Source organism: Xylocopilactobacillus apis (assembly GCF_033095965.1).
GTDB lineage: Bacteria > Bacillota > Bacilli > Lactobacillales > Lactobacillaceae > Xylocopilactobacillus > Xylocopilactobacillus apis.
In genome coordinates this window covers 1,635,337-1,661,669 of record NZ_AP026801.1, presented here as the reverse complement: position 1 = coordinate 1,661,669, position 26,333 = coordinate 1,635,337, and the positions used below count along the sequence as shown (strand labels likewise).

Here is a 26,333-nt window from a genome sequence, read left to right as displayed (position 1 = left end):
AAATGATATTAAATAAAATCAAATACTTGGGCTTGTGTTCAGCTGCTCTCTTGACTATTGCCCCAGTGGCTTCTAATGTTGCATTTTTTGCATCAAAACCACTATCAGTAGTTAGAGCTTACGATTCAGTTGATCCAGCATATCAAAAATCTTTGAATGATGGATTTAACAACAACGTTCAGATTTCAACAGAACAAGTTAAAAAGCTTGCTGCAGATGCTGTTAAAGGAAATTTTGCTAGTAATGGAAACATTACGTATAAAAATGTTGACCTAAACGATCGTACAACTAATTATCTTTTTAATTCTGAGGGAATGCCAGACGTAGTGTTAAGCATCGCATTAAAAGATGGGCTTCTTAAAATGCTTGCTAATCCGAATGCAAGAGTAGAAAGTTTAGCAAAGATGCATTACGATGTAACACTTCAAATAAAGGGTGATAAAGTTAAAGGTGCTACTAATGCAGCTGATTTATCAAATAAAATAAAAAATTTAGTAGACGGAGATAGTTTCTTTGTTAATTTGACAACAACAAATCAATCAGGGCAGGTTGCAGGGACTAAAGATATTAATGTCAAAGTCCTAGACCGTTCTAAGATGATGCTTCAAAAAATGACTCCGATTAATGTAAAACCAGGAACTCCAACCGTTAAGTCGATGGACGAAAAAGAAGAAGCTAAGAGTATTCTTGATTCTACAGGAGTTCCAGCATTTTTTGATGCCAACCTAACTTCTAACGGATTTTACTATGGTGTTAGTGGAACAACTCATTATGATTTGCCACAAAAGATTGAGACATATCAATTAAAAGCAGGAGAGAAAACTACTACTTATAATCAATTGATTCCAGTATCTTATGTCGATGGTGTTGCAGATCGTTATGCTAATAGTAATTTTGTTTTCTTGAAGACTGATGGAAGTGGCGACGTTGATCCTAATGGACCAACCAAGGATACGAAGTTTGCATATGTTGTTCAACCAGTTATTGTAAGTAATGATGCAACTTCTACTCCAGTTGCTCCTACTGATTCTGCTGTGGCAGTTACTGCTTTTCCAACAACTCTTAGTGCAAACAGTACAACTACTAAAAGTATTGACCCTTTAAATGGGGTAACTGCAACTTATACTGATAAAGTTGGTAAAACTCAGCCGCTTACAAAAGCTAATATTAAAGTTACAGTTGCTGATTCAAGTAACAAAGCTGTTACCTTGAATGCTGACGGCACAGTTCCAACCACAACAAATGGGACATATACAGTTACTTATGTTTTTACTAACCCAGACGATACTACAAAGACTTTAACAAAAACTGTAACACTTACTGTTAGTGAAGGAACGACAGCTCTTCCCGTTGTTAATAACTTTGTTGAAGGTACTTACACATTATCAAATGTAAATAGAAAATCGATCAATCCTTTTGATGCAATTTTAAAGACTGATAAAATCGATGCATCTTATACTGGACAAGATGGTAAAGCAGTCAAGATCGATAATAGCAAGGTCAAAGTTGCAGTTACTGATTCTGACAACAAAGCAGTTGCTTTGAACACTGATAATACAATTCCTTTGACTAATACAGGAACTTATAAAGTAACTTATACGTTTGCAAGTGGTGATGATGCAAGTAAGACTGTCAGCAAAACAGTAACGTTAAATGTCAATAGTGTTACTGTTGGTGAAATTACTCCAGTTTATAATAAAGATTCGAAGCAAAGAGAAGAGCTTCCTTTTAATCCACTAGATGTGAATCCTTCAGGTGGTTTATCATTTTCTTTTACTTATACTGATCCAAGTGGTAACTCTAAAGAACCTGTGACGCAAACGGTTCCTAATGGAAATATTTCAGTTAGTGTTACAAAAGATGGCAAGCCAGTAACTTTAAATTCAAAAGGCGAATTTCCTGAAGAAATAGGAACTTTTGATGTTACTTTTACAGTTACTAACCCTAGAGATAACGGAACTGTTTTAACTTATCATCGTTATTTCACATTTAGTGATCCTACTGAACCAAAAGTTACTGCAAAGAAGGGAACTTTGTATATAAATTACGTTTGGGGCTATGGCGTTAATATTAGAAAGAGAGCATTCATTAATAGCGCAAAAGAACTTCTGCCTAATGGAAAACCTCGGACTTTAATGACTGGTTCTGCTTGGAAATATAGTGCAGTTGCTACTGCTTCTAATGGTTCTCTTTGGTATCAAATCGGAAAAGATCAGTGGATTGAAGCTAAATATGTAAGCTTAACTCCAGTTGTAAAACCAAGCGCTTGGGCAATTACTGCGAAAAAGGGTACTGGTAAAGTAACATATAAAGCTGGTTACAGTATTAATGTTTGGACAAGCCCTGATCAAAAGAAATTCACTAAGAAAATCAAACATGGTACTACTTGGAAATACTTCAAGATTGCGAAAAAGGGTAGTAAGACAATGTACAATCTTGGTGGAAATCAATGGATTGACGGTGCATATTTTAAATAGATTCATCAATCAAAGTCTCTTAATTGAGGCTTTTTTAATTTAATTTATGAACAAACATTGAAACTTTTTTGTTTTTTAAAGTAAATTAGATGCATGATTGGTGAAAAATATTATAATAAACTTGATAAGAATATATTGTTCTTGGAGGATTAAATTACAAATGAGTTTAAATAAAATAAAATATTTTGGTGTCTGTGCAACTGCCTTGTTGACAATTGCACCAGTTGCAACAAATATGGTAACTTTTACAGCACAGCAAGCATCAACTGTTAGTGCAGCGACTGATCCAGCTCGCTATCAAGATTCTATGAGTGTCGGATTTGTATCAGGCATTAGTTTAAGAATGGATCAAATTAATAGTTTAAATAATGGTGCCATTAGCGGTGATCCAATTAATAATGGATTTAGCTATACAAATTTTGGCAGCAGTCGGGGTAGTCTTTTTGGTGTAAATCCAGCTCCTTCGTCTGGCTCATCACTTCAATCAAGCTTACAAGATGTCTTTTTGAAATTATTTGTTAATGCCGGAGCAACTGTTGGTGATTTAGTTGGTGATCCTGGTTATACAACGACAATGAGGGTAACTGGTCCTAAAATTACTACTCCTATTACTAGCTCAGCAGATCTTATTGGTAAGTTAAAAACTTTAGTTGCCGGCGATACCTTTAGTGTTAGCTTGACTACTACAAATAGTGGTGGAACTGTTGTTGGTAGCAAATCGATCAGTGTTAACGTCAGTTCTGTTCAAACGAAAAAAACTATTGTCGCTCCTGCAGCTGTTAATGTAAATAATGGTGATGCTTATACGACAATAGAAAATCAAGCTGCAAATAAAGAGGCAATTAAAGATTCTACTGGTGCTTCATCATTAACTCCGACATCCGGGTATCGCTATGCTTTGAATGGAAGTGATACTTTTGTAACAAAAACTGGCATAATCAAATTAAGTGATTTTAATAGTAATGCTACGTCAGGAATTATTACTCAATTAATTCCAATTACTTATAGTACTGATGTTGCCAACAATTATGAAGCAAGCAGTTTTGTATTCCTTGATTCGAATGGAAAAGTAACAAGTACTCCACAGGCGACCGCTTATATAAAACGACAAATTAACGTTGGTAATGTTGATGCCGCTGCCTATCCTGTATTTAAATATACGAAATCAGGCAGTAATCCAGTAGTATTAAAAAATGGCGACACTTTTTCACCAGACAAAGAAGATCAAGCTAAATTGACATTTAAGTATGATGATTCAACTTCAATTGTTGAGCTTGAAACTTTCTTAAAAGGCGCTTTCCAAAACTCTTTTTCTGCTTACGACAGTGCAGAAAGCACTAACAAGATTCCAACGATCACTTATAAGTTACCGGATCGTAAACCATCGTCTTCACCTCAATATGTAATGGCTTCGGTAACTAGCTCAACAACAGGAAAAATCAGCAGTATTAAGATTCCGGTCACTGTCACAGGGCTTCCAAATACGACGACAGCACCAACGATCACAGTTTTCCCAGATGCAGCGGTTAGTGTCAGCAGTAAAACAATGAAAAGTATTGATCCAATCACTGGGATTGGAGTAAGAGCTACTTATGTTGGAAAAGATGGTAAGACAAGCGTAGTACCAAAAAACAATACTAAAGTTACGGTAAAAGATTCCAGCGGCAACATTGTCAATTTGAATTCTGATGGAACGATCCCAACCGATAAAAATGGTGTCTATACTGTTACCTATGTATTTGCTAATCCTGAAGATCTCATCAAAGAAGTTACTAGATCACTAACGCTTAGTGTAGGTGATACGGTCTTGAATGCACCAACCGTTAACGGTTTTGTGGAGGGGACATATGACTTTTCTAACGTTTCCAGAAAATTCATCAGTCCTTTTGATGCAGCATTAAAGACTAATCAAATTGATGCAACTTATGTTGACAAAAATGGTAAGACTCAAAAGATTGATAACAGCAAGATTAAAGTAACCGTTACTGATTCAGCAAATAAAGAAGTAGCCTTAAATACAGACGGAACAATTCCGTTAACTAATGCGGGAGTTTATCGCATTACTTATACTTTTGTTAACGGCGATGATGCTACCCAAAAAGTTTCTAAAAACGTTACGCTGAATGTTAACAGTTTGAAAACTGAAGCACCCGTACCTGTTTATGCAGATGGTGTTTCACAAAATAGTTCTGGAAAAACTGATATTAAATCATTTGATCCAATGGCTGGTTTGAAGTTTAATTACACTTATGGTGATTCCAAACAGACGACTGAGCAAGTTCCAGCAAGTTACATTTCAGTTAGTGTAACTAAAGACGGTCAGCCTTTAAAACTTAATGCAGACGGAACTTTTGCTACTGAGGTCGGATCTTATGCAATAAATTATCGAGTAGTTAATCCGAAAGATAATGGAACAGTTTTAAATTATACGAGAACTCTTACCATTTCAGCGGATCAGCCAAAGCCTACTGAGCCCGCAGTTACTTCTGAAAAAGGCGTGATCTACATTAAATATGTTCCAGGATATGGAGTAAACCTTTGGAATAATTACAATACTAAAGATGGTGCTGTGAAGTTAGCTAACGGAACTAATCGCAAGATGATGCACGGTACTGCATGGAAATATAGTGCAGTTGCTAAATATGCTGATGGTTCAACTTGGTATAAACTTGGCACTAACCAGTGGATTCAAGGGGAATATACAAGTACAACACCAGTTGAAAGTTGGACGATTACTAATAAAACAGGCGTTGGTAAAGTTCATTACAAACCAGGATATGGCATCAACGTTTGGACGAGCCCGGATGCAAAGAAATTCACTAAGAAAGTTAAACATGGTACTTCTTGGAAGTATTTCAAGATTGCCAAAAAAGGCAGCAAAACTATGTATAATCTTGGCGGCAACCAATGGATTGATGGAGCATATTTTAAATAATGTTGAAAAAGTGATCTTAAAGGATCACTTTTTTAATAGGTGATGATATAATTTAAATACAATAGGAGGATTAGAATAATGAGGAGTAATTTTGATGTTTTTAATATTGCTGATTGGTTTATAGCAAATGATAGTTCAATGACACCAAAAAAATTACAAAAAATGGTTTACTATGCTTACGCTTGGACTCTAACCCTCATGAATGACTCCGTAGACAATTTAAAAAATAAATTATTTGATGCACCGATTGAAGCATGGGTTCATGGACCGGTGGTCAAAGATCTTTACCAACGGTATTCTAATTATGGATATAATGTTATCGATTCTAACGATCTTAGTCATCAAGATTCACTAGATAAAATTAAACAAAATCCTGATATTGAAGATATTTTACAGCAAGTTAATGATGTTTACGGTGGATATAATGCAAATGAATTGGAAAGCATTACCCATCAACAGTTCCCATGGCAGCATGCAAGAGAAGGATTGTCGCCGCTTGAGGCCACAAGCAATATAATAACGGATGAAGATATGTATCGCTATTATGTCTCGCAAGAAAGTTAATGAAAGAGCTAAAGTTTCAACTAATGTTAGGAATAATGATAAACCCAGAACAAAAAGCGTTTACATAGATTTTTCAAAGTATGATCGATGGGCACATTCTTTTTCTTATAATGGTTTTAGTAATAAGTTGAAGAATGGCGAACAATTAGGGGAAAATCTCTTTTACTTAATCAATCAATTAATTCCCGAAGTTGAAAATAATCTAAATGAAATCTTAAACGGCAGCCATAGACATTGTCATCGTTTGGATGATAAACATTGTCAAATGGCAAAAGATATTATTAATCATCATTTTGGGATAAAGGTGGGTGATGTTGAACTTTGGCAATTTGGTGTTAAACAAGGGTTAAGATTAATTGGTGAAATTGTTACAGATAAAGAAGGGTATAATGTTTTATATCCATTATTAATTGATTATCATCATTTAATTTATCCAGATCAAAAACATAATACATTAGATATTAAAAATTATAAATTTGTACCGCAAGATGAATATAATTAATGTTCATCTTGCTTTTTTTGAATAAAAAAATTCATAATTAAAATATTTTAGAAAAATAATTATGAGTTTATATTATTAATATTTTAAAGACTTAAACTAGAACAGTTGAAAAGTACTCCGTAAGTGCGCTTCCCAGTCGACTGATCCCATCCCGGATTTGTTCATTAGTAGGCTGAGTAAAGTTTAGTCGAGCACCGTTGTGAATCGATTTTGAGGTGAAAAGATTTTTGGAGGGCACTAGAGTAACATTAGCTACAGGCAAGAGATAATCGTCTAAAAACTGATCCATATCAAATTTTTCAGGCAGCTCAAGCCAAATGAAGAACCCTCCTTCTGGATTGTTAAATTTAACATCTTTCGGCATGTTTTCGGTTAATGCTTGGTACATAAGATTCTTTTTGTGACAATAAACAGTTTTAATTTCTTCAATATGCTGATTAATATCATGATGCTCTAAATAATCATTTACAGCATTCATTGTTAAACTGCTGGTTTCCACGTCGGCACTGCTTTTTAAAGCTTCAAGATCCCCACGGACTTCAGGAGCTGCAACTAGCCATCCAAGGCGCATTGCAGGAGCTAGGATTTTACTGAAACTGCCAACGTAAATTACTCGATCTTCGGTGTCAAATTGTTTAATCGTCGGTAATTGAGTACCGGTGAATCTAAGGTCACGATATGCTGCATCTTCTACAATCATAACATCATAACGATTCGCCAATTTTACCATTGCTTTTCGCTTTTCAACTGACATTACAGTACCAGTCGGATTTTGAAAGTCGGGAATCGTGTAAATCATTTTAACTTCATGATGTTTGAGAATGTGTTCCAATACCTTAATATTCATTCCATCCTGTTCAATTGGCACTTCGTAAAATGTGGGTTCAACTGCATCAAAAGCAGCAAGAGCTCCAATATATGTAGGCCCCTCGACTACCAAACCGTCACCTTTATCAATTAAAAGTTGAGCGGCAAGACTCAATGCTTGCTGCGCGCCTTGGGTTAAAAGGACATCATCTGCAGTTGCGTTGACCCCGTAATCGTTCATTTTAGAGGAAATTTTTTCTCTTAGTTCAGGCATCTGTTTGCCGGTATATTGAAAAACAGTAGAATCGCCACCAGTAATGACGCTATTATATGATTTGGCTAATTCTTCAGATGGAAAAAGAGAATTGTCTGGTAATCCTCCGGCAAAAGAAATTGTTTGAGAATCTTTGGTTTTGAAGATATCATTAAGTCCAGAATGGATTGTTAAGTCAGTTCTACTTGAAAAATTCATTAAAATTATCTCCGATAAGTATTGTTGAATTTATTGTAAAGCTATTTTGATGTGAAGTAAAATTCATTTATTTCACTGTAAGATGAATTATTTTCATCTATAAAGGGAGCAAAAATGTCGAATTTTAGTTATCAAGTATTTAGTGAAGTAGTCGCCAAAGGATCATTTGCCAAAGCTGCTCAAAGCTTAAACGTGACTCCGAGTGCGGTTAGCCATAGTATTAATCAATTGGAAAATGAGATGGGTTTTCCTTTATTAATTAGAAATCGAACGGGTGCTGAATTAACTGCTGACGGGAAAACTTTATTACCAGTAATTAGAAGTATTTTAAATCTTGAAGATCAGTTGCTGCAGGTGGCAAGTAACATCAATGGATCCAACAGTGGACAAGTGCGAATTGGGGCTTTTTCTTCAGTCTCAACCAATTGGCTGCCTAAAATTATTCAAAAATTTAAAGAAAAATATCCGCAGGTAGAAGTTACTGTTGTCCAAGGTGGATTTAATCAAATTGTTGAACAAATTAAACAAGGTCAAGTTGATCTTGGATTTTCATCATTACCGATTGAAGAGGGGGTGGTGGTTGAGCCTTTAATAAGAGATCAAATTTATTGTGTTACTCCCAGAGATTTCACCCCGCATAATAAGAAGTCAATCACTGATACGGATGTTGCCAAACAAAATTTTGTTTTACAGCAGGTGGATTACGATCGTGATACAAAAAGGGCTCTCGATCGCTATCACGTTTCGGGTAATTCAATTAGTTATTCAATTGATGATCCTTCAATTCTAGCAATGGTTGAATCAGGTTTAGGTCTAGGGATTCTGCCTGATTTAGCTTTGACCAGAATGGGAGGAGAGGTAAATATTTATCCTTTTGAAGAACCGTATTACCGTACGTTATGTTTAGTAGTTAATCCGATTACGCAGAAATCTCCTTCAGTTGCCCGGATGAAACAGACAATTGAAGATTATTTAGCAGAAGTTTATCAGGATCGGTATTTAGGTGATTAGATGCGCAAAACAATTCAATTGTTATTAGTATGTTTAATGGCGATCGGTCTTGCCGGCTGCAGTGCTTCTGATAAGCAAACTTTGATGAATTATTATGACAAAATGGCTGAACAGAAATCAACTAAAACGTCGATTTCAGTAAACAACAAAACCTTAAACGTTTCAAAATTTAATAAACTAAAAAAATCTGATCAAAAAATTTTTGAAAATATTAAGCACACGTCCTTATCTGGACAAATTTATTCTGATGGAACAAATGGAAAAGGAAGTTTTAAACTTTATGGAGTTGACGAAAAAAATCCATTGATTTTTATCGGTAATAAAAAGAAATTTTACTTAAATGCAGGTTATTACAAAATATATTTGCAGGTTTTACAAATTTTAGGATCAAAAGTAAAAAAGCCTGATAATTCTCCCTTAGATATTTTATACGTAGACTAAGCAAGGTCGATAAAAGATAAAATAAAGGGCGGTTATGAAAATAATCCTGATTTATTGAAAGTTCTTGCCAGTATTCAGCAAGATTGGGCAGCAATTTTAAAGAAGTCTATAAATGATCTGCCTGAACATGCAGTAACAAAAAATAAGAAAATAATAACTGCAAGGCTTCAAAGAAAAGATGTCAGGAATTTGTTGGAAAATTATAATTCTTATTTCAAAAAGCATGAGAGAGTTAAGGAGAATTTTATTAGTCAAAAGGATATTAATGATCTTTATTCCAATTCTAAGAAGTTAAATTTAATTATTAAATATAATCAAAAAAAATCTGATATAAATTATATTTTTACAGTACAATTAAAAAAAATAGTAAAATTCAAGTAGAAGCAAATACTAAATCAGAGTTGTACAACAAAAAAATTAAAATGCCTGATAAGATTCAGATGTTATCTGGAATCGAAGAGGTCGAATATATCATGGATATAATGAAGAAATATTGATCTTGTAAAGGGTTTTCTCTCGCTTATTTTTATGAGATAATGTTTAAAATGGAGGAAAATATGAAAAATAAAAAGCCATTAATTGTAGTAGCTATTTTATCAATGTTGATGATTTTGACTGGTTGTGGTGCATCAAGCAAGCAGGCTTTAATTAATCACTATGATGAGATGTCTAACCAAAAGTCTGCCAAAGCAACTTTCAAAATGAAAGTTACTGATTTTGATATACCAGTTAAAGGCAGCGGCGACAGTTCTTCTGCAAAGCAGCTCATTGATGTTGTAAAGGCCAGTTCAATTACCGGTGACATCTATTCTGATGGTAAGAACGGCAAAGGAACGATTAAACTTAACACAATGAACAAAACTGTTCCGTTAGAATTCGTTGGCAACGACAAAAATATCTATATGGGAGCAGATTTCTATAATTCGTTATTTCAATTGATGAGTTCTTTTGGGATGACTCCGCCGAAATATGACTTTTCGAAGTTAGCGGGCAAGTATGTTGATCTAATTGCATTGATGAACGAGAGTTCAAGCGTTAAATCAAAGGTCAGTAGTGATCAAAAAGAAGCAGCAACAAAAGCTGTTAACAAATCACAACAGGATAGTTCAGCAGTCTTAAAAGAAATTATTGATACGTTGCCAAAAGATGCGGTAACGAAGAAAGACGGAGTTATCACAGCAACTCTTCATAAAGAAGATGTAAAGAAAACGATCGAAATTTACAATAAGTATATTAAAGATCATAAAGATGTTGATGCTAAGCCAATCAAGCAAAAAGATATTGATGAATTTATGTCAGAATTTAAAGCTTTTGACATTATTATCAAATATGATTCAAAAGCTTCAACTTTAAACTATACGTTGACGGTGGAACCAAAAGACGGTGGAAAAATCGGATTTGAATTTGATACAAAATCTGAAAAATATGATGGAAAGATTGAAATGCCATCAAAAGATAAAATCGTTTCTCCAACTGAATTCACTAATCAAATGAATGCCATTACTGGCGGGCATTAAAAATAAAAAAATATCCCTTCTCAATTTTGAGAAAGGATATTTTTTTTATTTTTCGTTATAAATTTTAATTTTTTCGTTTAAAATCATTTCAATTAAATCAGCATAAGTAATACCCTCAGCGTCTGCTTCTTGAGGTAATAACGATAAAGGGGTGAGACCTGGTAAAACATTTGCTTCAATAATGAAAAATCCCTGGTCGTTTAATAAGTAATCTAATCGATAATAATTGCTTAAATTTAAATCGCGGCCAGCTTTGAGCGATAAAACGTCCATTTCATGCTGTAATTCAGCTGAGAAGTTTTCTGGCGGAGTTTGAAAAACAGTGGTGTTACCGGTTTTAAACTTATGTTCAAAATCGTACCATCCATCATTTACTGTGATCTCAATTGCTGGAAAAGCATGGTTACCGACAACTCCCTGCGAAAACTCACGACCTTTAATAAACTCTTCGATAATGATTTCATCGTCAAAAATAAAATCATCAATAATAGCTTTTTTAGCATCTTCATAGTTATGAGCAATAACCGTGCCAACACTAGATCCACCATTAACCGGTTTTACGACGACTGGATATTTAAAAGAAAATTCTGTTGGAATTGGATCTCCTTTTTGCAGTGAAATAAAGTCAGCAGTTGGCAAGCGATTATATTTCATAATTTCTTTGGATTTGGCTTTGTTCATCGCAATTGCTGCTCCAAAGTAATCTGACCCAGTATATTTAATATCGTAAAGATCAAGAAATGCTTGAACCTGTCCGCTTTCACCAGCTCCGCCGTGAAGAGCGAGGAAAACAAAGTCGGCAGCCCTTAAGATTTTAATGACATTGGGCCCAAAATAGGTTCCATCATCATTTTTACGCAATTTACGAATATCAGCTTCAGTTAACACTGAAGTATCGATATTAACATCGTAATTAACGATTTTAGAAGAAAATAAGGTGTTGAGATCCGTTGGAACTTCTTCAATACCTAAAAAAGAATCAATTAAGAAAACATCGTGCCCTTTTTCCCGTAAAGCGTTGGCAATTTTTTTGCCGGATACAAGAGATACATTACGTTCAGTGCTGAGGCCTCCTGCCAAAACAGCTATTTTCATATTTTTACCTTCTTACGTGTTTATTGAAACTTAATTTTACCATTTATTTAGAAATAATTGTTAACAAGAAGTTCAGATGGGTTATAATTTGATCATGAATATTTGGAATTTATTTGGGGTCTTAATGTGGGCCTTTGCCATTCTTGTTTCTTACTTTTTGATTCATGGGATGAGAATGCGGCGATTAAGATTGGAAATAATCAGCCAAGAAAAGGGAATCAAGCAGTTTACGATTATACGTGATATCATCGATATTTTCATCTTGTTTGTGATGTTGGGCTCATTGATTTTGTTCACTTTCTTTACATCTCCTGATCTTAGTGATCAAGAAAATATTGATACAAAGTATTCCTTTGATACGCTGATTTTACAGCCAGGAGAACCTAGTTATTATGTAAAAGCTCGCTTATCTACTGGGAAAAAGCCGATTCAGTACTTTACATATTGGACGGCAGGGGCAAAGCAGGAGACTAATAGCTGGCACGCTTCGATTTCAGATGGCAAAGATCCGGTTGATATTGCAGGAAAACAGTATAAGTGGCCTCATAAAGAAATAGTTAAGTATGAGAAAAATTCTGAAAAAGCTTTTGTTGCAACAATGATGGCCCGCTATAAGAATACATTTTGGAATGGATTAAAGCTTAAGGCGGGTAGAGTTGCGGATGAATTTCATTTAATCCGTGTTCCAGGCTCGTCTTTTGTTAAAATAACTCATTCAAAATAAAAATCCCTCCTTATAATTTAGGAAGGGATTTTTTATTCAGAGACGGGTTCTTCTTTATGCTGAAAATTAAATTCAACAAGGTTAAAATTTGATTCGCTGTCACTATTTAATTTCACAAATCGATCTGCTTCGCGTGATATTTGTTTAAGATCAAGATTATCCATTTTTCGAGCTGCAAATAGACAGCCACAGTAACTTTGACGATAAATGTTGTATTCTTCACACATCTCGGTTGAACGGTAAAAACCGTTATTTTTTTTGAAATCGGAAGGCAGCCACTTAGTATTGTAAAGATGCTGGATATCGATGCCGATCTCATTAATGGTTTGAGAATTTTTATGAGGACTAATCGTTAAAGCAGTTCCGAAATAATCATATCCATGTTCCTTTGCATAAAGAGCAGCTGATGTGAGTCGAATATTATAGCAGACATTACAGCGCAAGCCGCCTTCTGGTTCATCTCGCAGCTCAGTTACTTCTTTTAAGTAGGTACTGGGTTGATATTCTGTCTCAATAATTTGAACCTCATTGCCAGTTTTTTCATTGAAATCATGCACGAAATTCCGTAAAACGATCCGCCTGCGTTCCCATTCATTGCGAGGCTGAATATTATTGTTGTAATAATAAACCGTCACATCAGCGATATCACAAAGGTATTCTAAAGTAAAAGTTGAACAAGGAGCACAGCACGTGTGCATTAAAATCTTCGGACGTTCATTGTTGTCCTGCCAAGATTTTATGAGCTTTTGTAGAACTCGGTCATAATTTATTTTTTGATCTTTATTCATCCATTTGAGGATTTCATCAGCGTCTTTCATAACCAAACCTTTTAGTTGTTTTATATTTAACTATATTAGACTATCTTATGAAATTCTAAAAGTGTAAAGGGGATTAGTCAATTTCCAAATTAGTTATTGTTGAACAAATCAAAGCGACGATTTCTTTAGGGTTACTGGTTTTTCGCATCATATTTTTTAGATCGTTATTCTTTTGAATATAAAGCAAAAAGTCATAAAGACTTTGGGTATTTTCATAATCATCTTTGTTAATAGCTAACAGAAAGATAAATTGAATTTTATTTTCTTGATCCCACAAAATAGGTTCATTTAATTTGGCAAAAGCGACCTTGGATTCTTTTGCCTGCCAGGATAAAGGGTGAGGAATTGCTATTTCTCCTCCAATTGCTGTTGTAGCAATTTCTTCACGTTGAAGGACGGATTCTTTAAAGTTTGGTTCAACAATTTCTTCTTGTTCAAGTAGTTGAGTTAATTGATTAAGTACGTCTAAACGATCGGTAGGATGGTCAATTTCAATTGTTAGTTGTTCATCGAAAAGCTGCATAATTCTCTCATGATTACTCATATTTGAAGAAATAAAAGACATTAGCTCAGCTGAGTCTTCATCGAAATGAAATAAATCAATTAAGACAATTGGGATTGACGAATTGGTAATTGGGACCGTAGAGATTAAAAAGTCATTGTCAGAGAGATCCAACTTTTGAGATTGAGAAAGAGAATATTTACCAGTTATCTCAATATATTTACCAAAACTATTATTTAGTTTAGCTTCTAAGAGACTAGCGGTGGCGGTTCCTGAACCACAAATGAGGGCGACTTTGCGTTTAGGAACTCGATTGGTAAAATTTCGTTCAATTGAAGCACCAATATGTAAAGTAATAAAAGCAATTTCGCTGTTATCTAACTTAATTTGAAGGTTTTTTTCCAAAATTTTTGAAGCGCTTAAAGTAATATCAAAAGCCAAAGTAAATGTGCTAATGATCATGTTTAATAAAGGATTGACACGCGATCCTTTATTTTTATATATATTTAAAACGGATAAAAGATGATTGGTTAAGTTTTCCTTTAAAATTTTGTCATTCTGTAAATTAAAATGGAATTCCTCGTATATATATGTTAAGAATTCTTGAATGCTTTTTTCAACTAGATCACGATCATTTTGGAAGTCTTTCATGCTACTCGTTAAAGTAACTTTATTAGACAAAAAATGGAAAAGAATGTAATTGATCTCAGCGCTAGTCAAAGTAAAATTAAAGTGTTTTTCTATTTTTTTTAAAAACAAAAGTATTTTGATAGCGTTTTTATTTTTATGATCATATTCAAAGGTAAACTGCTCCAATGGATGATCTGAAAGATCTCGATAAATCGCTAAAGTCAAATGAATTAAAATATTTTTTTGATTTATATCTGACATTTGAGAAAAATTTTGTTGTAAAAATTCAGTAGTCGTTTTTTCCAAATAATCTAGGTCAAGATTATTAAAAAGATTTTTTTCTTTTTCAGTAAAACTAAGAACATAGTGTGGTTTTTTTCGGTCAATTAATTCTTGAATAAATAATTGGCGTTTATTTAATTCGTTTCCAGTTAATTTAAATCCCAGATTTGCTTTGCTAATGATCTTTAAATCATATTTTTCAACAATTGCTTTAACCTCTTTAATATAAGAATACAAAGTATTGCGGCTAATATACATGTGGTCAATTAAATATTCAATTGAAAGATATTGATCTGAAGAAATTAAAAGATCTAAGAGATAAATAATCCGATTATTAGTACTATCCAAATTGAATTTTGGTACATTCTCTTCTAAAAGCATTTTGTTGAGTTTTTTTAGAGTTTCAGAATTTTGTGTTTCAAGGAGATATCCTTTTTTCCGATGATTAACAATTTCTGCATGATACTTCTGTAAAAATTCATTCAATTTAAAAATATCAGTTCTAATAGTTCGGTCACTGACTTGCAGCTTATCAGTTAAATAGCTAATAGGCTGTTCTTTTTTTGCATTTAAAAAAATTTCTAATAATAATTTTAATCGATTATTTAATAGTTTCATCATCTTTTTTTGTATGCGTTTGCAACTTTCCTAATTAAATCCTAACAGTTGAAAGTATGTATTGTAAACTTCCACTTTTTTTTGGAAATTTCGATACAAAATTATAAAAGTGATTTCACTTCTTTTTGGAAAAAAAAGTGATGAAAACTTTTTAGATTTAATTTAGGATAAATATCGTTAAGCGCTTACTAAAATAAAAATTAAAGGTGACGAAATGATTCTTTCACAAGAAAATATTTTCTTAAATGTTAAAGAGACAGATAAAGACGATATTCTTCATCTGATTGCTCAAAAGTCTCAACTATGCGGACTTACAGATGACGTTGATGGTATTTATCAAGCATTTGTTGATCGTGAATCTGAATTCTCTACGGGTTTACCGGATGGATTTGCGATTCCGCATGCAAAAACTGATGCTGCTAAAAAAGTAGGAATTCTTTATTTTCGGTTAACACAGCCGGTGGATTGGCAAAGCTTAGATGATGAATTAGTAACTGATTTATTTGCTCTAATTGTACCAAATGAAAATGCTGGAAAGGATCATTTGCAGATGATTTCTTCCCTAGCAACAGCGTTATTAGATCAGAAATTCAAAAAAAGTTTACGCGAGTTACAAGATCCAAAAAAATTAACAGATTTAATTAATAAAAATATGGAGGTTACAAAATCATGAAAATAGTTGGAGTTTCAGCATGCCCTGCAGGTTTAGCACATACACCAATGGCAGCAAAAGCTTTGGAAGAAGCAGGAAAAGAATTAGGTTATGACGTAAAAATGGAACAACAAGGATCAATGGGTCCAGTAAATCCTATTACTCAAGACGAGGCTGATGCAGCTGATTTTGTATTGATCGCATCTGATCAAAAAATTACTAGCATGGATCGTTTTAAAGGAAAGAAAGTTATCAGAGTTAATATCAATACTTGTATTAAAGCACCTAAAGCGGTTCTTACTAAATGCGTAGAAAAGATTAGCAAGGGGTAAAAAATGAAAAAGTTATTACTTGAGTGGAAGGGATACCTTATGAGCGGGATCTCCTATATGATTCCAACCGTTATTGGCGGGGCAATGATTGTAGGAATTCCTCAAATTATTGGTTTATTGTTTGGGCAAACAAACCTGGATAAGTTTAAAAACACAAACGACTTCTTTCACATGTTATATCAGATTAACCAAGTAGGCTGGGTCGGAATCGGTTTAGTTAATTTAGTAATTGCCGGTTATGTTGCTTATGCGATTGGTGATAAGCCTGCACTGGGAGCAGGATTTATTGGCGGACAGTTGGCCACTAATATTAAAGCTGGATTCCTAGGTGCATTAATTGCTGGATTTGTCGCTGGTTATGTAGCTCGCTGGTGCCGTAAAATAAAAGTCCCTGAAGCTTGGCAGTCAGCTTTACCATTGATGGTAGTTCCCTTACTTACAACGGGTGCAGTAGCAATTGTTGAAGGGGTTATTTTGGCCAATCCTTTAACCGCCTTAAATAACGGGTTAGTTGATTGGGTTAAGCATATGATTTCTAGTGGTACAAATGGTGTGGTTGTTGCGGCTGTCTTAGGAGCAATGATTGGTAGTGACTTAGGTGGGCCAATCAATAAAGCAGCTTGGATGGTAGGAAATATTTTATTCATTGAGGGAATTTACCAACCAGCTCTGATGACTAACGTTGCAATTTGTTGTATCCCACTTGGTTATGCTGTTGCTACATTTATTTATCCTAGAAAGAAATTTTCTGATGAACTTTACTTAGCTGGTAAAAATAATTTGATCATGGGTACTTTTGGGATTACTGAGGGTGCGATTGCCTTTACACTAGTTAGTCCTTTGAAATTATTGTTTGTTAATATGGCCGGTGGAGCCATTGGTGCTGTTGTCGGAGAAGTTTTAGGAATGCACTCTCATATTCCTCCACTCGGCGGATTACCTGGAATTATAACCGCCGATAATAAACTTGCTTATATCATCGGGATTGCAGCTGGTGCATTGTTCATTGGAATTGTAGCACCATTGGTTACCGATTTTAGTGCAACAGCTACTGAAACAAGCGAAGAAATTAACGAAGATGAAATTAAGATTGATATTGAAGATTTTTAAATTTAACCAAATAGGAGCATTAATTTTATAATGAAAAAAACAGTTCATATTTTCCCGCATACTCACTGGGATCGAGAATGGTATTTTACAACTTCACGTTCTAAAGTCTATTTAATGAAAGATTTGCATGATGTGATTGAAAATCTTGAGCATAATCCAGGCTATGATCGATTTGTTCTTGATGGACAAGCATCATTAGTTGAAGATTACTTAAAATGGCGTCCGCAAGATATAGATAAAGTTCGTAAATTAGTTCAAGACAAAAAATTAATTATAGGACCTTGGTATACCCAAACAGATCAATTTGTTATTTCTGGTGAAAGCATTGTTCGAAATCTTCTGAGTGGAATAGAAATTAGTAAAAAGTTCGGAGATTATATGAACGTTGGTTATGTCCCGGATTCATTTGGTCAAGAATCTAGCATGCCTCAAATTTATCAGCAATTTGGCATTAAAGACACAATGTTTTGGCGTGGAGTGTCTGATGAAGATGTAAAACACACAGAATACACTTGGCGCGGTCTTGATGGAACTGATATTAACGTTTATCAAATTCCTTGTGGATACTACATTGGAGGCATTATTGATGAAAGTAAGCTAGATCAAATAATGTCTGAGGAACCTTTTGAAGGAATTGTTAAAAGAAGCACAACTAGTAATGTTGTTTTCCCGGATGGTTTTGATCAAGCACCTCCAAGACATGATTTACCGCAGGTTGTTGATAAATTAAATGAATTAAATCAAGATTTTAATTTTAGAATTAGTTCGATTGAAGAATATATTGCAGCCGTTAAAGCTGAACATCCAGAATTAGAAGAAATTTCTGGAGAGTTAACAAATGGCAAGAATATGCGGATTCATAAGAGTATTTATTCTTCTCGTTCAGATCTGAAGAAATTAAATACCCAATTACAGCATTATTTGGTTAATGTAGTTGAACCCGTTCTGGTAATGGGCGAACAATTTGGAATTGATTATCCGAAATCAACATTAGATGATTTATGGAAATTAATGTTTGAAAATGCAGCTCATGATTCAATCGGTTCATGTGTTTCGGATACAACTAATGAGGATGTTTATTTACGTTATAAACAAATTCGTGATGTTACTACTAATTTAGTAGAAATTACACTGCGTCAAATTGCTGTTCGCATCAAAAAGTCTCAAGATTATCCGATTACGTTAACTGCTTTTAATACGTTACCAATAACTAGAACCACAGTTGTTGAAAAAGAATTTTATACACCAAGTAAAAATTTTCACATTCTAGATAGTGAAGGAAATGAAGTTGATTGTTCAATTGAAAAGATTGAAGATCAAACTGAATATATTCTAGGTCAAACAATTCAATTAGATCCAAGCAAGAAGATTTATAAACCAGAAAATGTTTATAAAGTAACAGCGTATATTTTTGTGCCAGAAGTTCCAGCATTTGGCTATAAGCAGCTTTATTTAGATCCTGAAACTGAAAAAACTGATTTATTAACTGAAGTAAAATCTGATTCTTGTTTAGAAAATGAATTTTATAAAATTACTGTCAATTCAGATGGCAGCTTAAATATTTTAGATAAAATTGCTGGTAAAACATACGAGAATCAAGGTATTTTAGTAGATAATGGTGATGATGGTGACTCATTTAACTATTCACCTGCAAAAAAGGATTGGTTAATCTATTCTACTGATCAAGATAATTCAATCAATATTAAAAAATCTAAAACCGTTGATCTTGCGAAAATTCATTTTGATTTTGAATTGCCTAAAACACTTGATGACAGAGCAGCTCAAAAGAAAAATACTAAAATGCCAGTTGATGTTACGGTTAAATTAACTAAAGGCTCTAAAGTAATTGATTTTAAAGTGAACGTTGATAACCGATTTGTTGACGATCATCGATTATGTGTAGATTTTGATACAAAAATTGCCTCTGAATTTTCTTTTGCTGATGTCCAATTTGGAACTATTGAGCGGCCAGTGTATCGCAAAGAAGCAATGAAGTTATGGGAAGCTAATAAAGATGACTGGAATGAAAAGCCAATCACAATTGAAACTTGTCAATCATTTGTTGCTTTAGCTGATAAAAATTCAACATTTGCGGTATTGCCTAAAGGTGTTAGAGAATATGAAATCGTTGGAGATGATTATTCAACAATTCGTTTAACGATCTTTAGAACTTATGGCATGATGGGTAAAGTTGATTTACTATATCGTCCAGGCCGTGCTTCTGGGGAGAAGGTAATTGCTACACCTAATGCTGAATTACATGATGCTAATTTAGAATTTGATTTTGGTGTTAGCCTTGAGGGAAATTCATTCAACGAATCAAAAATTGCTGAAGTTGCCAAAGAGTATAATACCGATCTTCAATTATATGAATATTCAGAATTCTTAAATGGTCGATTAATATTCTGCTTAGAAGAAGTTGAACGAGATCTTCCTCAAACTGATAGCTTCTTGTCAGTTACTGGTGATTTGATCGTTAGCACAATTAAAAAAGCTGAAAACCGCAGTGGTTATATCCTAAGATTGTATAACGCTAATCCAGATAAAGCTCTTAGTGAAAGTATTAAATTTAAAAATGTTCCAACGAGAGTCGAACTGGTAGACCTAAAAGAAGATAAAATTGCTGATCTTTCCATTGATAATAATCAAATTACAATTGAGAAAGTTGAACCAGCTAAAGTTGTTACAGTTTATTTTGAATAGCAATTAATTAGGACAAAGTAAGTAATTTAAAAATTATTTACTTTTTTTGTATTTTCAAAAAGATTATAAAATGTGTGATATTGGAGTTTAATCAAAGTCTTGCATTTAAAGGCTTTGAATGTCATACTTTTTTCGACGTTTATTCAAAATGTGGGGGTTAGCTTGTCATAATTTTGAAAAACGATAATAAATAGGAGGATAGAAAATGGTCGGAATTATTCTTGCAAGCCACGGAGAATTTGCGGCAGGCATAAAGCAATCCGGACAAATGATTTTCGGTGAGCAGGAAAAAGTTGAAGCTGTAACTTTTATGCCTAATGAAGGTCCAAATGATCTTCATCAACACTTAGAAGATGCAATTGCAAAATTTGATCCAGATGATGAAGTCTTATTTCTGATTGATCTTTGGGGCGGATCGCCATTTAATCAGGCAAATTCGATCTATGAAGAGCATAAAGATAAGTGGGCAATCGTAACTGGTTTAAATTTACCAATGTTAGTTGAGGCATATGGGGCAAGACTTTCAATGAATTCAGCACAAGAAATTGCAGCTCACATTGTTGAATCAGGTCGTGAAGGTGTCAAAATTAAGCCTGAGGACTTAGAACCGAAAGGTGATGGGAATTCATCAGAAGAACAGGAAGACACCGCAGTAAATGCAGGAGCTCCTGGAAAGATGACTTACGTTTTGGCTCGGATTGATTCAAGACTTTTACACGGTCAAGTAGCAACTACTTGGACTAAAACGTCAGGAGCTAATCGGATCATCGTTGTTTCTGATTCAGTAGCGAAAGATGATCTGCGTAAGAGCCTAATAAAAGAAGCAGCACCGGTTGGAGTAAAAGCTCACGTTGTACCGATTGATCAGATGATTAAGTTATCACAAGATGATCAGCATTTTGGGGGTACAAAGGCACTGCTTTTATTTGAAAATCCAGAAGATGCACTAAGAACCGTTGAAGGTGGAGTACCTTTAAAAGAGATTAATGTTGGATCAATGGCACATTCTGTTGGAAAAGTTCAGCCAAATAAAGTTTTAGCTTTTAACCAAGAAGATATCGATGCATTTAAGAAAATGGAATCAGATGGAATTAAGTTTGATGTTCGCAAAGTTCCTAATGATAACAAAGATAATCTTGATGCGATTATGAAAAAAGCAGAAAACTTATTAAATGAACAGAAATAGTTAGTTAGGGAAAAGGAGAGTGTGAAAACATGCATTTGAATCTAATTCAAATTGTTCTAGTCCTTGCAGTTTCATTTTTAGCAGGGATGGAAGGAATTTTAGATGAATTTCATTTTCATCAGCCAATTATAGCTTGTACATTAATTGGACTAGTAACAGGTGATTTAGTTCCATGTATTATTTTAGGTGGACAACTTGAAATGATCGCTTTAGGATGGGCTAATATTGGAGCTGCAGTTGCGCCGGATGCTGCATTAGCATCAGTTGCATCAGCTATTATTTTAGTTTTAGGCGGACAAGGCCGAGATGGAATTAATGCAGCAATTGCCATTGCAATTCCATTAGCTGTTGCTGGATTACTTTTAACAACGTTAGTTCGAACTATTGCTACCGTAATTGCTCATATTATGGATAAAGCTGCTGAAGAAGGAAACTTCCGAAAGATCGATATGTGGCAGTGGATTGCGATTTGTTTACAAGGGTTAAGAATTGCTTTACCGGCAGGAATGATTTTGGCTGTTGGTGCTGGTCCTGTTCAGAATTTATTAAAAATGATGCCGCAAAAATTAACTGATGGTTTAGGAATTGGCGGGGGCATGGTTGTTGCTGTTGGATATGCAATGGTTATTAATATGATGGCAACAAAAGAAGTTTGGCCATTTTTCGCAATTGGTTTCGTCTTGGCAACAGTTCAACAATTAACCCTGATTGGTCTCGGCGCAATCGGTATCTCGCTGGCTTTGATTTACTTAGTGTTATCTAAATCTGGGGGTGGAACCGGTACCGGAAAAGGTAATAACAACATGGGCGACCCTGTCGGCGATATTATTGATAATTACTGAGAAGGAGAATAGAAAATGGAAGATAAAATTCATTTAACAAAAAGAGATCGAATTAAAGTTTGGTGGCGTTCGACTTTCCTTCAAGGTTCGTGGAACTATGAAAGAATGCAAAACGGCGGTTGGGCTTATTCCTTAATTCCCGCTTTAAAAAAGCTTTATAAAAGTAAAGAAGATCGTTCTGCGGCATTAAAACGTCATTTAGAGTTTTTTAATACTCATCCATATTTAGCATCACCAGTTTTAGGTGTAACTTTAGCTTTAGAAGAAGAAAGAGCAAATGGAGCTCCGGTTGACGATGCAGCTATCCAAGGGGTTAAAGTCGGGATGATGGGACCTTTAGCTGGAATTGGTGATCCTGTTTTCTGGTTCACTGTAAAACCAATTATTGGTGCATTAGCTGCTTCTCTTGCATTGACTGGTAATATCTTAGGTCCAATTATTTACTTTGTGGCTTGGAATTTGATCAGAATGGCATTTATGTGGTATACCCAAGAATTCGGTTATCGTGCAGGTTCTAAAATTACTGATGATATGTCTGGCGGTTTATTGCAAGACGTGACTAAGACAGCTACAATTTTAGGGATGTTTATTTTAGGAGCGCTGGTTAACCGTTGGGTTTCAGTCAAATTCACGCCGATTGTTTCTAAAGTAAATCTATCAAAAGGTGCTTACATCGATTGGAATTCAATTCCTAGCGGTTCAGCTGGCATTAAAAAAGCTTTGACCTTACAAGGACAAGGCCTTGCACTAGACAAAGTTAAAGTTACAACATTACAGCAGAATTTGGACTTGTTAATTCCTGGTTTGATGGGTTTATTGCTGACATTGTTCTGTATGTGGCTTTTAAAGAAAAAGGTTAGTCCAATTGTGATTATCCTTGGACTATTTGTTGTCGGTGTACTTTTCCATTATATTAATTTGATGTAAAAAAGGATGATTAAAATTGGTTGAGTCAATTAATACTAAATCTGAGTTAGTCGAAAGAGGGACTTCATTACAGGGAATTCCTACTTATGGCAGCATAATGATTGGTGATAAAGGATTTGAATATTATAACGAAAAAAATGTGCGTGATTTCTATCAGATCCCTTGGACTGAAATTGAATATGTTTTAGTATCGGTAAATTTTGGCGGCAGGTGGATTCCTCGTTTTGCAATTCAAACTAAGAAGAATGGAACTTATTCCTTTGCTTCTAAAGATCCGAAAAGAGTTTTACGTCAAATTAGGGAACACATCCCAGCCGATCGGATTCGTAAATCTTTAACCTTTTTACAAGTATTAACTCGACCTTTTAGAAAAAAGAAACATTCTTAAAATGAAAAGCCAGTAATTCTAAGATGAATTACTGGCTTTTTTTCAACACTAATTTAAATTTATAGAAAAAGCGCTAACATTGTGTTAGTGTTGATTTAAAGAGGTGATGATTTTGTCGACGGTTGAACAAATTGAACAAACGATTAAGAGCAATTTTACACCAGATCAAAGATTTACTGCTCAAGAGATTGTAAAAATTACGAAGTTATCAAGAAGTATGGTCTCAGGTTACTTAAATCAATTATTTAAGCAGGGAAGTTTAGATAAAGAGAATACACGACCAACTCAGTTTTGGCTGCCTGATAAAGAACAAGTATTTAACGAAATAGTTGGGTTTGATGGAAGCCTTGCGCAAATTATTGAACAGTGTAAAGCAGCAGTAAATTATCCACCAGATGGGTTACCAGTCATTATTCGCGGGAACAGCGGAGTTGGAAAAAGTTTGCTGGCAAAGAAGATTTATCAGTATGCAGCTGCTCAGCGGGTAATTGAGCCGGATGCACCTTTTGTAACACTTAATTGCGCTGACTATGCGAACAATCCAGAGTTATTGTCTTCAGTACTATTTGGTTACGTAAAAGGGGCATTCACAGGAGCAAATAATGACAAAACCGGTCTGTTAGATGCAGCTAATGGTGGATATCTATTTTTAGATGAAGTGCACAATTTAACACAGGAAAATCAAGAAAAACTTTTCCTTTTAATTGACCAGAAAAAATTTCATCGATTAGGCGAAGATGAAAAGTGGCATCAAGCATCAATTCGCCTTGTTTTAGCAACAACAGAAGATACAAAAGCAGCACTTTTAGCAACATTTCGCCGTCGAATCCCACTAGAAGTTACGCTTCCTGATTTCAAAGATCGGACTCATCATGAAAAATTACAGTTAGTATGGTATTTTTTTCAAAAAGAAGCTAAACAAATTAATACCCCTTTATCTGTTGACGCACATTTTATAGAGAAATTAATTGAGGGAAGTTACGAAGGAAATGTTGGTGCATTACAAAATAAAATTAAGTTAAGCTGTGCGCAGGCTTATAGTCAACAAAGTTCAGAATCAATGGTCTATGTGCCGACAACTGGCTTGTCAGAGTACTTTAATATCTCATTTCGCCAATCTGATCGTTTTAACTCTTTGTCAGAAGATAAAATTGCAAAAATTTTGGAGCAAAACTTTTCTGTGTTGAGCGTTGAAGAAACAGTTAAACATTTAAACCGATTTTTGACATCTATCAAGCCGTATTGTTTGACCGATGATCTTGGTTATAAGATTATTTTGAATAATTTGCAGCACGGAATGGATGAATTATCTTTTTATGGATTAGAATTTTCAGATCAAAATTTGAACGATATTTCTTTATTAATTAACCTGCTATCAGACTACCATCAACCAGTAAAAATAAATCTTGATCAAAGGCATTTATTTAAGTATTTTCAAATCGTTAATGAAATCTTAGATTTAACGCATCAAAGCAGAGCAGATGAGCTATTAATATTATTTTTGATTGCTTATTTTAAAGCAAATTTACCGATTGTAACTAAACGTCATGCATTAATCATTATGCATGGTAAAAATTCGGCAACTAGCCTGGCAAGTGAAGCTAATCAATTAATTGGAGATTATTCTTTTAGTTCAATAGATATGCCGATTCAAGTAAAGACTCAAGAGATTGTAAAAAAGGTAAATGAATATGTGGAACAAGTTGACACGAAAGAAGGATTGATCTTATTGGTTGATATGGGGTCGTTGGAGAAAATGTATACGGAAATTAAAGATAATGTTCAAGGTGACTTTTTAATTTTGAATAATATTTCTACGGCTTTAGCTTTGGAAGTTGGTTTCGCATTGAAGCAAAATCAGCCAATGGAGTATTTTACAAAGTTAGATTATTCGCAATTTAGTGTTCAGAGCCAATATTTTGAAGGAATTGCCCAGACTCAAAATATTGTAATTTCTTGTATGTCGGGTCAAGGAGTAGCTGAAAAAATCCAAGAAATTTTCACTAAATTTAAATCTAACAATCCGGTAGAAATACTAACATTAGACTATGATAAATTACAAAAATTAAAGAATTTACATCACCAATCAACTTTTAAGAATACTTATTGTATTATTGCAACTTCTCAAATCACAATTCCGGGAGTTGAGTGCATTAACATCGAGAGAGTGGTTAATGGAACTCAGAGTCTTTCGTGTCTAAATAATTTATATTCAGATCAGCAGCTCGAACAGTTTACTAATGAGTTAATTAAATTATTCACCATTGAGGGTGCAAGCTCTAGGCTACAATTTTTGAATCCCGATAAGGTAATTAACGAAATCTCTGAAATAATTACCGCTTTGGAAAATCAATATCATGTGGTATTTAAAAATTTTATTCGAGTTAATTTATATTTACATTTGTCTTCAATGATTGAGCGAATTTTGACAGGTGATACAGAAGATGAACGTGTTAATACCAAGGGGAAAGAATTTAATTTGTTTGTAAAATCGTCTGAAATAATTTTTCGGCCTATAAAAAGCAAATATAATATAAAAATCCCATTGAGAGAGTATGAGTATGTATATCAAATTATCGAAACTCAGATAAATAATTAGTGTTTGTATAAGATAACTAGTGTTGGCATTAAATCCACACTAGTTATTTTTTTTACTGCTAATTTAAAGGGAATTTTGGATTTTCAATTGGCATAATTATTGCTTATACAATAGTGTAGGAAAAAAGGGAGGGAACAAGAATGCATGTTAATGATGTATTTAGCAGTTTTAAAATCATAAAATCAAAAAATTAAAATAA

Annotated in this window: 22 protein-coding genes; 18 read left to right on the top strand and 4 right to left on the bottom strand. The window is 34.1% G+C overall.

The genetic code is table 11. The annotated features are described in order from the left end of the window. The first annotated feature begins 2 nt into the window (after nucleotides 1-2). The 4 genes from R8749_RS07800 to R8749_RS07785 all read left to right on the top strand — a co-directional run bounded on the left by R8749_RS07800 (nucleotide 3) and on the right by R8749_RS07785 (nucleotide 6,478). Nucleotides 3-2,477, top strand: coding sequence for a hypothetical protein (locus R8749_RS07800; RefSeq protein WP_317695669.1), 2,475 nt, complete (start codon nucleotides 3-5; stop codon nucleotides 2,475-2,477). A gap of 160 nt (nucleotides 2,478-2,637) precedes the next feature. Next, nucleotides 2,638-5,412 carry a hypothetical protein gene (locus R8749_RS07795; protein WP_317695667.1) on the top strand — a complete coding sequence of 925 codons (2,775 nt, stop codon included), beginning with the start codon at nucleotides 2,638-2,640 and terminating at the stop codon, nucleotides 5,410-5,412. A gap of 78 nt (nucleotides 5,413-5,490) precedes the next feature. Then, the gene (locus R8749_RS07790) at nucleotides 5,491-5,976 is read left to right on the top strand and encodes a Panacea domain-containing protein (protein WP_317695665.1); all 486 of its coding nucleotides are present in this window, start codon (nucleotides 5,491-5,493) and stop codon (nucleotides 5,974-5,976) included. After that, a complete protein-coding gene (locus R8749_RS07785) occupies nucleotides 5,957-6,478 on the top strand; it encodes a hypothetical protein (protein ID WP_317695663.1) in 522 nt (173 codons plus the stop codon). The genes R8749_RS07790 and R8749_RS07785 overlap by 20 nt, the downstream gene beginning before the upstream one ends. A 91-nt stretch (nucleotides 6,479-6,569) precedes the next feature. Here the strand turns inward: R8749_RS07785 and R8749_RS07780 are convergent, their stop codons facing one another. Then, a complete protein-coding gene (locus R8749_RS07780; protein WP_317695661.1) occupies nucleotides 6,570-7,757 on the bottom strand; it encodes an aminotransferase-like domain-containing protein in 1,188 nt (395 codons plus the stop codon). Between the two features lie 114 nt (nucleotides 7,758-7,871). On the opposite strand from R8749_RS07780, the gene R8749_RS07775 reads away from it, so the two are divergent. From R8749_RS07775 to R8749_RS07760, 4 genes are all read left to right on the top strand, one after another. Then, the gene (locus R8749_RS07775) at nucleotides 7,872-8,768 is read left to right on the top strand and encodes a LysR family transcriptional regulator (protein ID WP_317695658.1); all 897 of its coding nucleotides are present in this window, start codon (nucleotides 7,872-7,874) and stop codon (nucleotides 8,766-8,768) included. Beyond that, nucleotides 8,769-9,209 (top strand): hypothetical protein, encoded by a 441-nt coding sequence (locus R8749_RS07770; protein WP_317695656.1) that lies wholly within the window; start codon nucleotides 8,769-8,771, stop codon nucleotides 9,207-9,209. 54 nt (nucleotides 9,210-9,263) lie between these two features. Further along, nucleotides 9,264-9,590: a hypothetical protein gene (locus tag R8749_RS07765; protein WP_317695654.1), complete on the top strand. Its 327-nt coding sequence runs from the start codon at nucleotides 9,264-9,266 to the stop codon at nucleotides 9,588-9,590. A 176-nt stretch (nucleotides 9,591-9,766) separates the two neighbouring features. Next, complete coding sequence (locus R8749_RS07760) at nucleotides 9,767-10,726, top strand: hypothetical protein (RefSeq protein WP_317695653.1); 960 nt, start codon at nucleotides 9,767-9,769, stop codon at nucleotides 10,724-10,726. Between the two features lie 45 nt (nucleotides 10,727-10,771). Here R8749_RS07760 and R8749_RS07755 read toward each other — a convergent pair whose 3' ends face one another. Further along, the gene (locus R8749_RS07755; RefSeq protein WP_317695651.1) at nucleotides 10,772-11,821 is read right to left on the bottom strand and encodes a D-alanine--D-alanine ligase family protein; all 1,050 of its coding nucleotides are present in this window, start codon (nucleotides 11,819-11,821) and stop codon (nucleotides 10,772-10,774) included. 76 nt (nucleotides 11,822-11,897) lie between these two features. Between R8749_RS07755 and R8749_RS07750 the strand changes: the two genes are divergently transcribed. Then, nucleotides 11,898-12,545, top strand: a complete 648-nt coding sequence (locus R8749_RS07750; protein WP_317695648.1) for an LVIS_2131 family protein — start codon at nucleotides 11,898-11,900, stop codon at nucleotides 12,543-12,545. Between the two features lie 32 nt (nucleotides 12,546-12,577). On the opposite strand, the gene R8749_RS07745 is transcribed toward R8749_RS07750, so the two are convergent. Beyond that, nucleotides 12,578-13,363, bottom strand: a complete 786-nt coding sequence (locus tag R8749_RS07745) for an epoxyqueuosine reductase QueH (RefSeq protein ID WP_317695647.1) — start codon at nucleotides 13,361-13,363, stop codon at nucleotides 12,578-12,580. A gap of 73 nt (nucleotides 13,364-13,436) precedes the next feature. Beyond that, entirely contained in the window at nucleotides 13,437-15,398 is a 1,962-nt protein-coding gene (locus tag R8749_RS07740; protein WP_317695645.1) for a BglG family transcription antiterminator, read from the bottom strand. Between the two features lie 211 nt (nucleotides 15,399-15,609). On the opposite strand from R8749_RS07740, the gene R8749_RS07735 reads away from it, so the two are divergent. The 9 genes from R8749_RS07735 to R8749_RS07695 all read left to right on the top strand — a co-directional run bounded on the left by R8749_RS07735 (nucleotide 15,610) and on the right by R8749_RS07695 (nucleotide 26,134). After that, nucleotides 15,610-16,068, top strand: a complete 459-nt coding sequence (locus tag R8749_RS07735) for a PTS sugar transporter subunit IIA (protein WP_317695643.1) — start codon at nucleotides 15,610-15,612, stop codon at nucleotides 16,066-16,068. Beyond that, on the top strand, nucleotides 16,065-16,379 hold the full coding sequence (locus R8749_RS07730; protein WP_317695641.1) for a PTS fructose transporter subunit IIB: 315 nt from the start codon (nucleotides 16,065-16,067) through the stop codon (nucleotides 16,377-16,379). The genes R8749_RS07735 and R8749_RS07730 overlap by 4 nt, the downstream gene beginning before the upstream one ends. A gap of 3 nt (nucleotides 16,380-16,382) precedes the next feature. Continuing rightward, complete coding sequence (locus R8749_RS07725; RefSeq protein ID WP_317695639.1) at nucleotides 16,383-17,489, top strand: PTS fructose transporter subunit IIC; 1,107 nt, start codon at nucleotides 16,383-16,385, stop codon at nucleotides 17,487-17,489. Nucleotides 17,490-17,519: 30 nt separating this feature from the next. Further along, nucleotides 17,520-20,192, top strand: coding sequence for a mannosylglycerate hydrolase (gene mngB, locus R8749_RS07720; RefSeq protein ID WP_317695637.1), 2,673 nt, complete (start codon nucleotides 17,520-17,522; stop codon nucleotides 20,190-20,192). A 205-nt stretch (nucleotides 20,193-20,397) separates the two neighbouring features. Further along, nucleotides 20,398-21,378, top strand: coding sequence for a mannose/fructose/sorbose PTS transporter subunit IIA (locus R8749_RS07715; protein ID WP_317695634.1), 981 nt, complete (start codon nucleotides 20,398-20,400; stop codon nucleotides 21,376-21,378). A 29-nt stretch (nucleotides 21,379-21,407) separates the two neighbouring features. Then, complete coding sequence (locus R8749_RS07710) at nucleotides 21,408-22,220, top strand: PTS mannose/fructose/sorbose transporter subunit IIC (protein WP_317695632.1); 813 nt, start codon at nucleotides 21,408-21,410, stop codon at nucleotides 22,218-22,220. A gap of 15 nt (nucleotides 22,221-22,235) precedes the next feature. Then, nucleotides 22,236-23,147: a PTS system mannose/fructose/sorbose family transporter subunit IID gene (locus tag R8749_RS07705; protein WP_317695630.1), complete on the top strand. Its 912-nt coding sequence runs from the start codon at nucleotides 22,236-22,238 to the stop codon at nucleotides 23,145-23,147. A gap of 16 nt (nucleotides 23,148-23,163) precedes the next feature. After that, a complete protein-coding gene (locus tag R8749_RS07700) occupies nucleotides 23,164-23,535 on the top strand; it encodes a DUF956 family protein (RefSeq protein WP_317695627.1) in 372 nt (123 codons plus the stop codon). Between the two features lie 112 nt (nucleotides 23,536-23,647). Next, nucleotides 23,648-26,134 carry a sigma 54-interacting transcriptional regulator gene (locus tag R8749_RS07695; protein ID WP_317695625.1) on the top strand — a complete coding sequence of 829 codons (2,487 nt, stop codon included), beginning with the start codon at nucleotides 23,648-23,650 and terminating at the stop codon, nucleotides 26,132-26,134. Nucleotides 26,135-26,333 lie beyond the last annotated feature (199 nt).

Bases quoted from the DNA above. Each gene is read 5' to 3' on its own strand.
- R8749_RS07800 (WP_317695669.1), top strand. From the start codon at position 3: ATGATATTAAATAAAATCAAATACTTGGGCTTGTGTTCAGCTGCTCTC.
- R8749_RS07795 (WP_317695667.1), top strand. From the start codon at position 2,638: ATGAGTTTAAATAAAATAAAATATTTTGGTGTCTGTGCAACTGCCTTG.
- R8749_RS07790 (WP_317695665.1), top strand. From the start codon at position 5,491: ATGAGGAGTAATTTTGATGTTTTTAATATTGCTGATTGGTTTATAGCA.
- R8749_RS07785 (WP_317695663.1), top strand. From the start codon at position 5,957: ATGTCTCGCAAGAAAGTTAATGAAAGAGCTAAAGTTTCAACTAATGTT.
- R8749_RS07780 (WP_317695661.1), bottom strand. From the start codon at position 7,757: ATGAATTTTTCAAGTAGAACTGACTTAACAATCCATTCTGGACTTAAT.
- R8749_RS07775 (WP_317695658.1), top strand. From the start codon at position 7,872: ATGTCGAATTTTAGTTATCAAGTATTTAGTGAAGTAGTCGCCAAAGGA.
- R8749_RS07770 (WP_317695656.1), top strand. From the start codon at position 8,769: ATGCGCAAAACAATTCAATTGTTATTAGTATGTTTAATGGCGATCGGT.
- R8749_RS07760 (WP_317695653.1), top strand. From the start codon at position 9,767: ATGAAAAATAAAAAGCCATTAATTGTAGTAGCTATTTTATCAATGTTG.
- R8749_RS07755 (WP_317695651.1), bottom strand. From the start codon at position 11,821: ATGAAAATAGCTGTTTTGGCAGGAGGCCTCAGCACTGAACGTAATGTA.
- R8749_RS07750 (WP_317695648.1), top strand. From the start codon at position 11,898: ATGGGTTATAATTTGATCATGAATATTTGGAATTTATTTGGGGTCTTA.
- R8749_RS07745 (WP_317695647.1), bottom strand. From the start codon at position 13,363: ATGAAAGACGCTGATGAAATCCTCAAATGGATGAATAAAGATCAAAAA.
- R8749_RS07740 (WP_317695645.1), bottom strand. From the start codon at position 15,398: ATGATGAAACTATTAAATAATCGATTAAAATTATTATTAGAAATTTTT.
- R8749_RS07735 (WP_317695643.1), top strand. From the start codon at position 15,610: ATGATTCTTTCACAAGAAAATATTTTCTTAAATGTTAAAGAGACAGAT.
- R8749_RS07730 (WP_317695641.1), top strand. From the start codon at position 16,065: ATGAAAATAGTTGGAGTTTCAGCATGCCCTGCAGGTTTAGCACATACA.
- R8749_RS07725 (WP_317695639.1), top strand. From the start codon at position 16,383: ATGAAAAAGTTATTACTTGAGTGGAAGGGATACCTTATGAGCGGGATC.
- mngB (WP_317695637.1), top strand. From the start codon at position 17,520: ATGAAAAAAACAGTTCATATTTTCCCGCATACTCACTGGGATCGAGAA.
- R8749_RS07715 (WP_317695634.1), top strand. From the start codon at position 20,398: ATGGTCGGAATTATTCTTGCAAGCCACGGAGAATTTGCGGCAGGCATA.
- R8749_RS07710 (WP_317695632.1), top strand. From the start codon at position 21,408: ATGCATTTGAATCTAATTCAAATTGTTCTAGTCCTTGCAGTTTCATTT.
- R8749_RS07705 (WP_317695630.1), top strand. From the start codon at position 22,236: ATGGAAGATAAAATTCATTTAACAAAAAGAGATCGAATTAAAGTTTGG.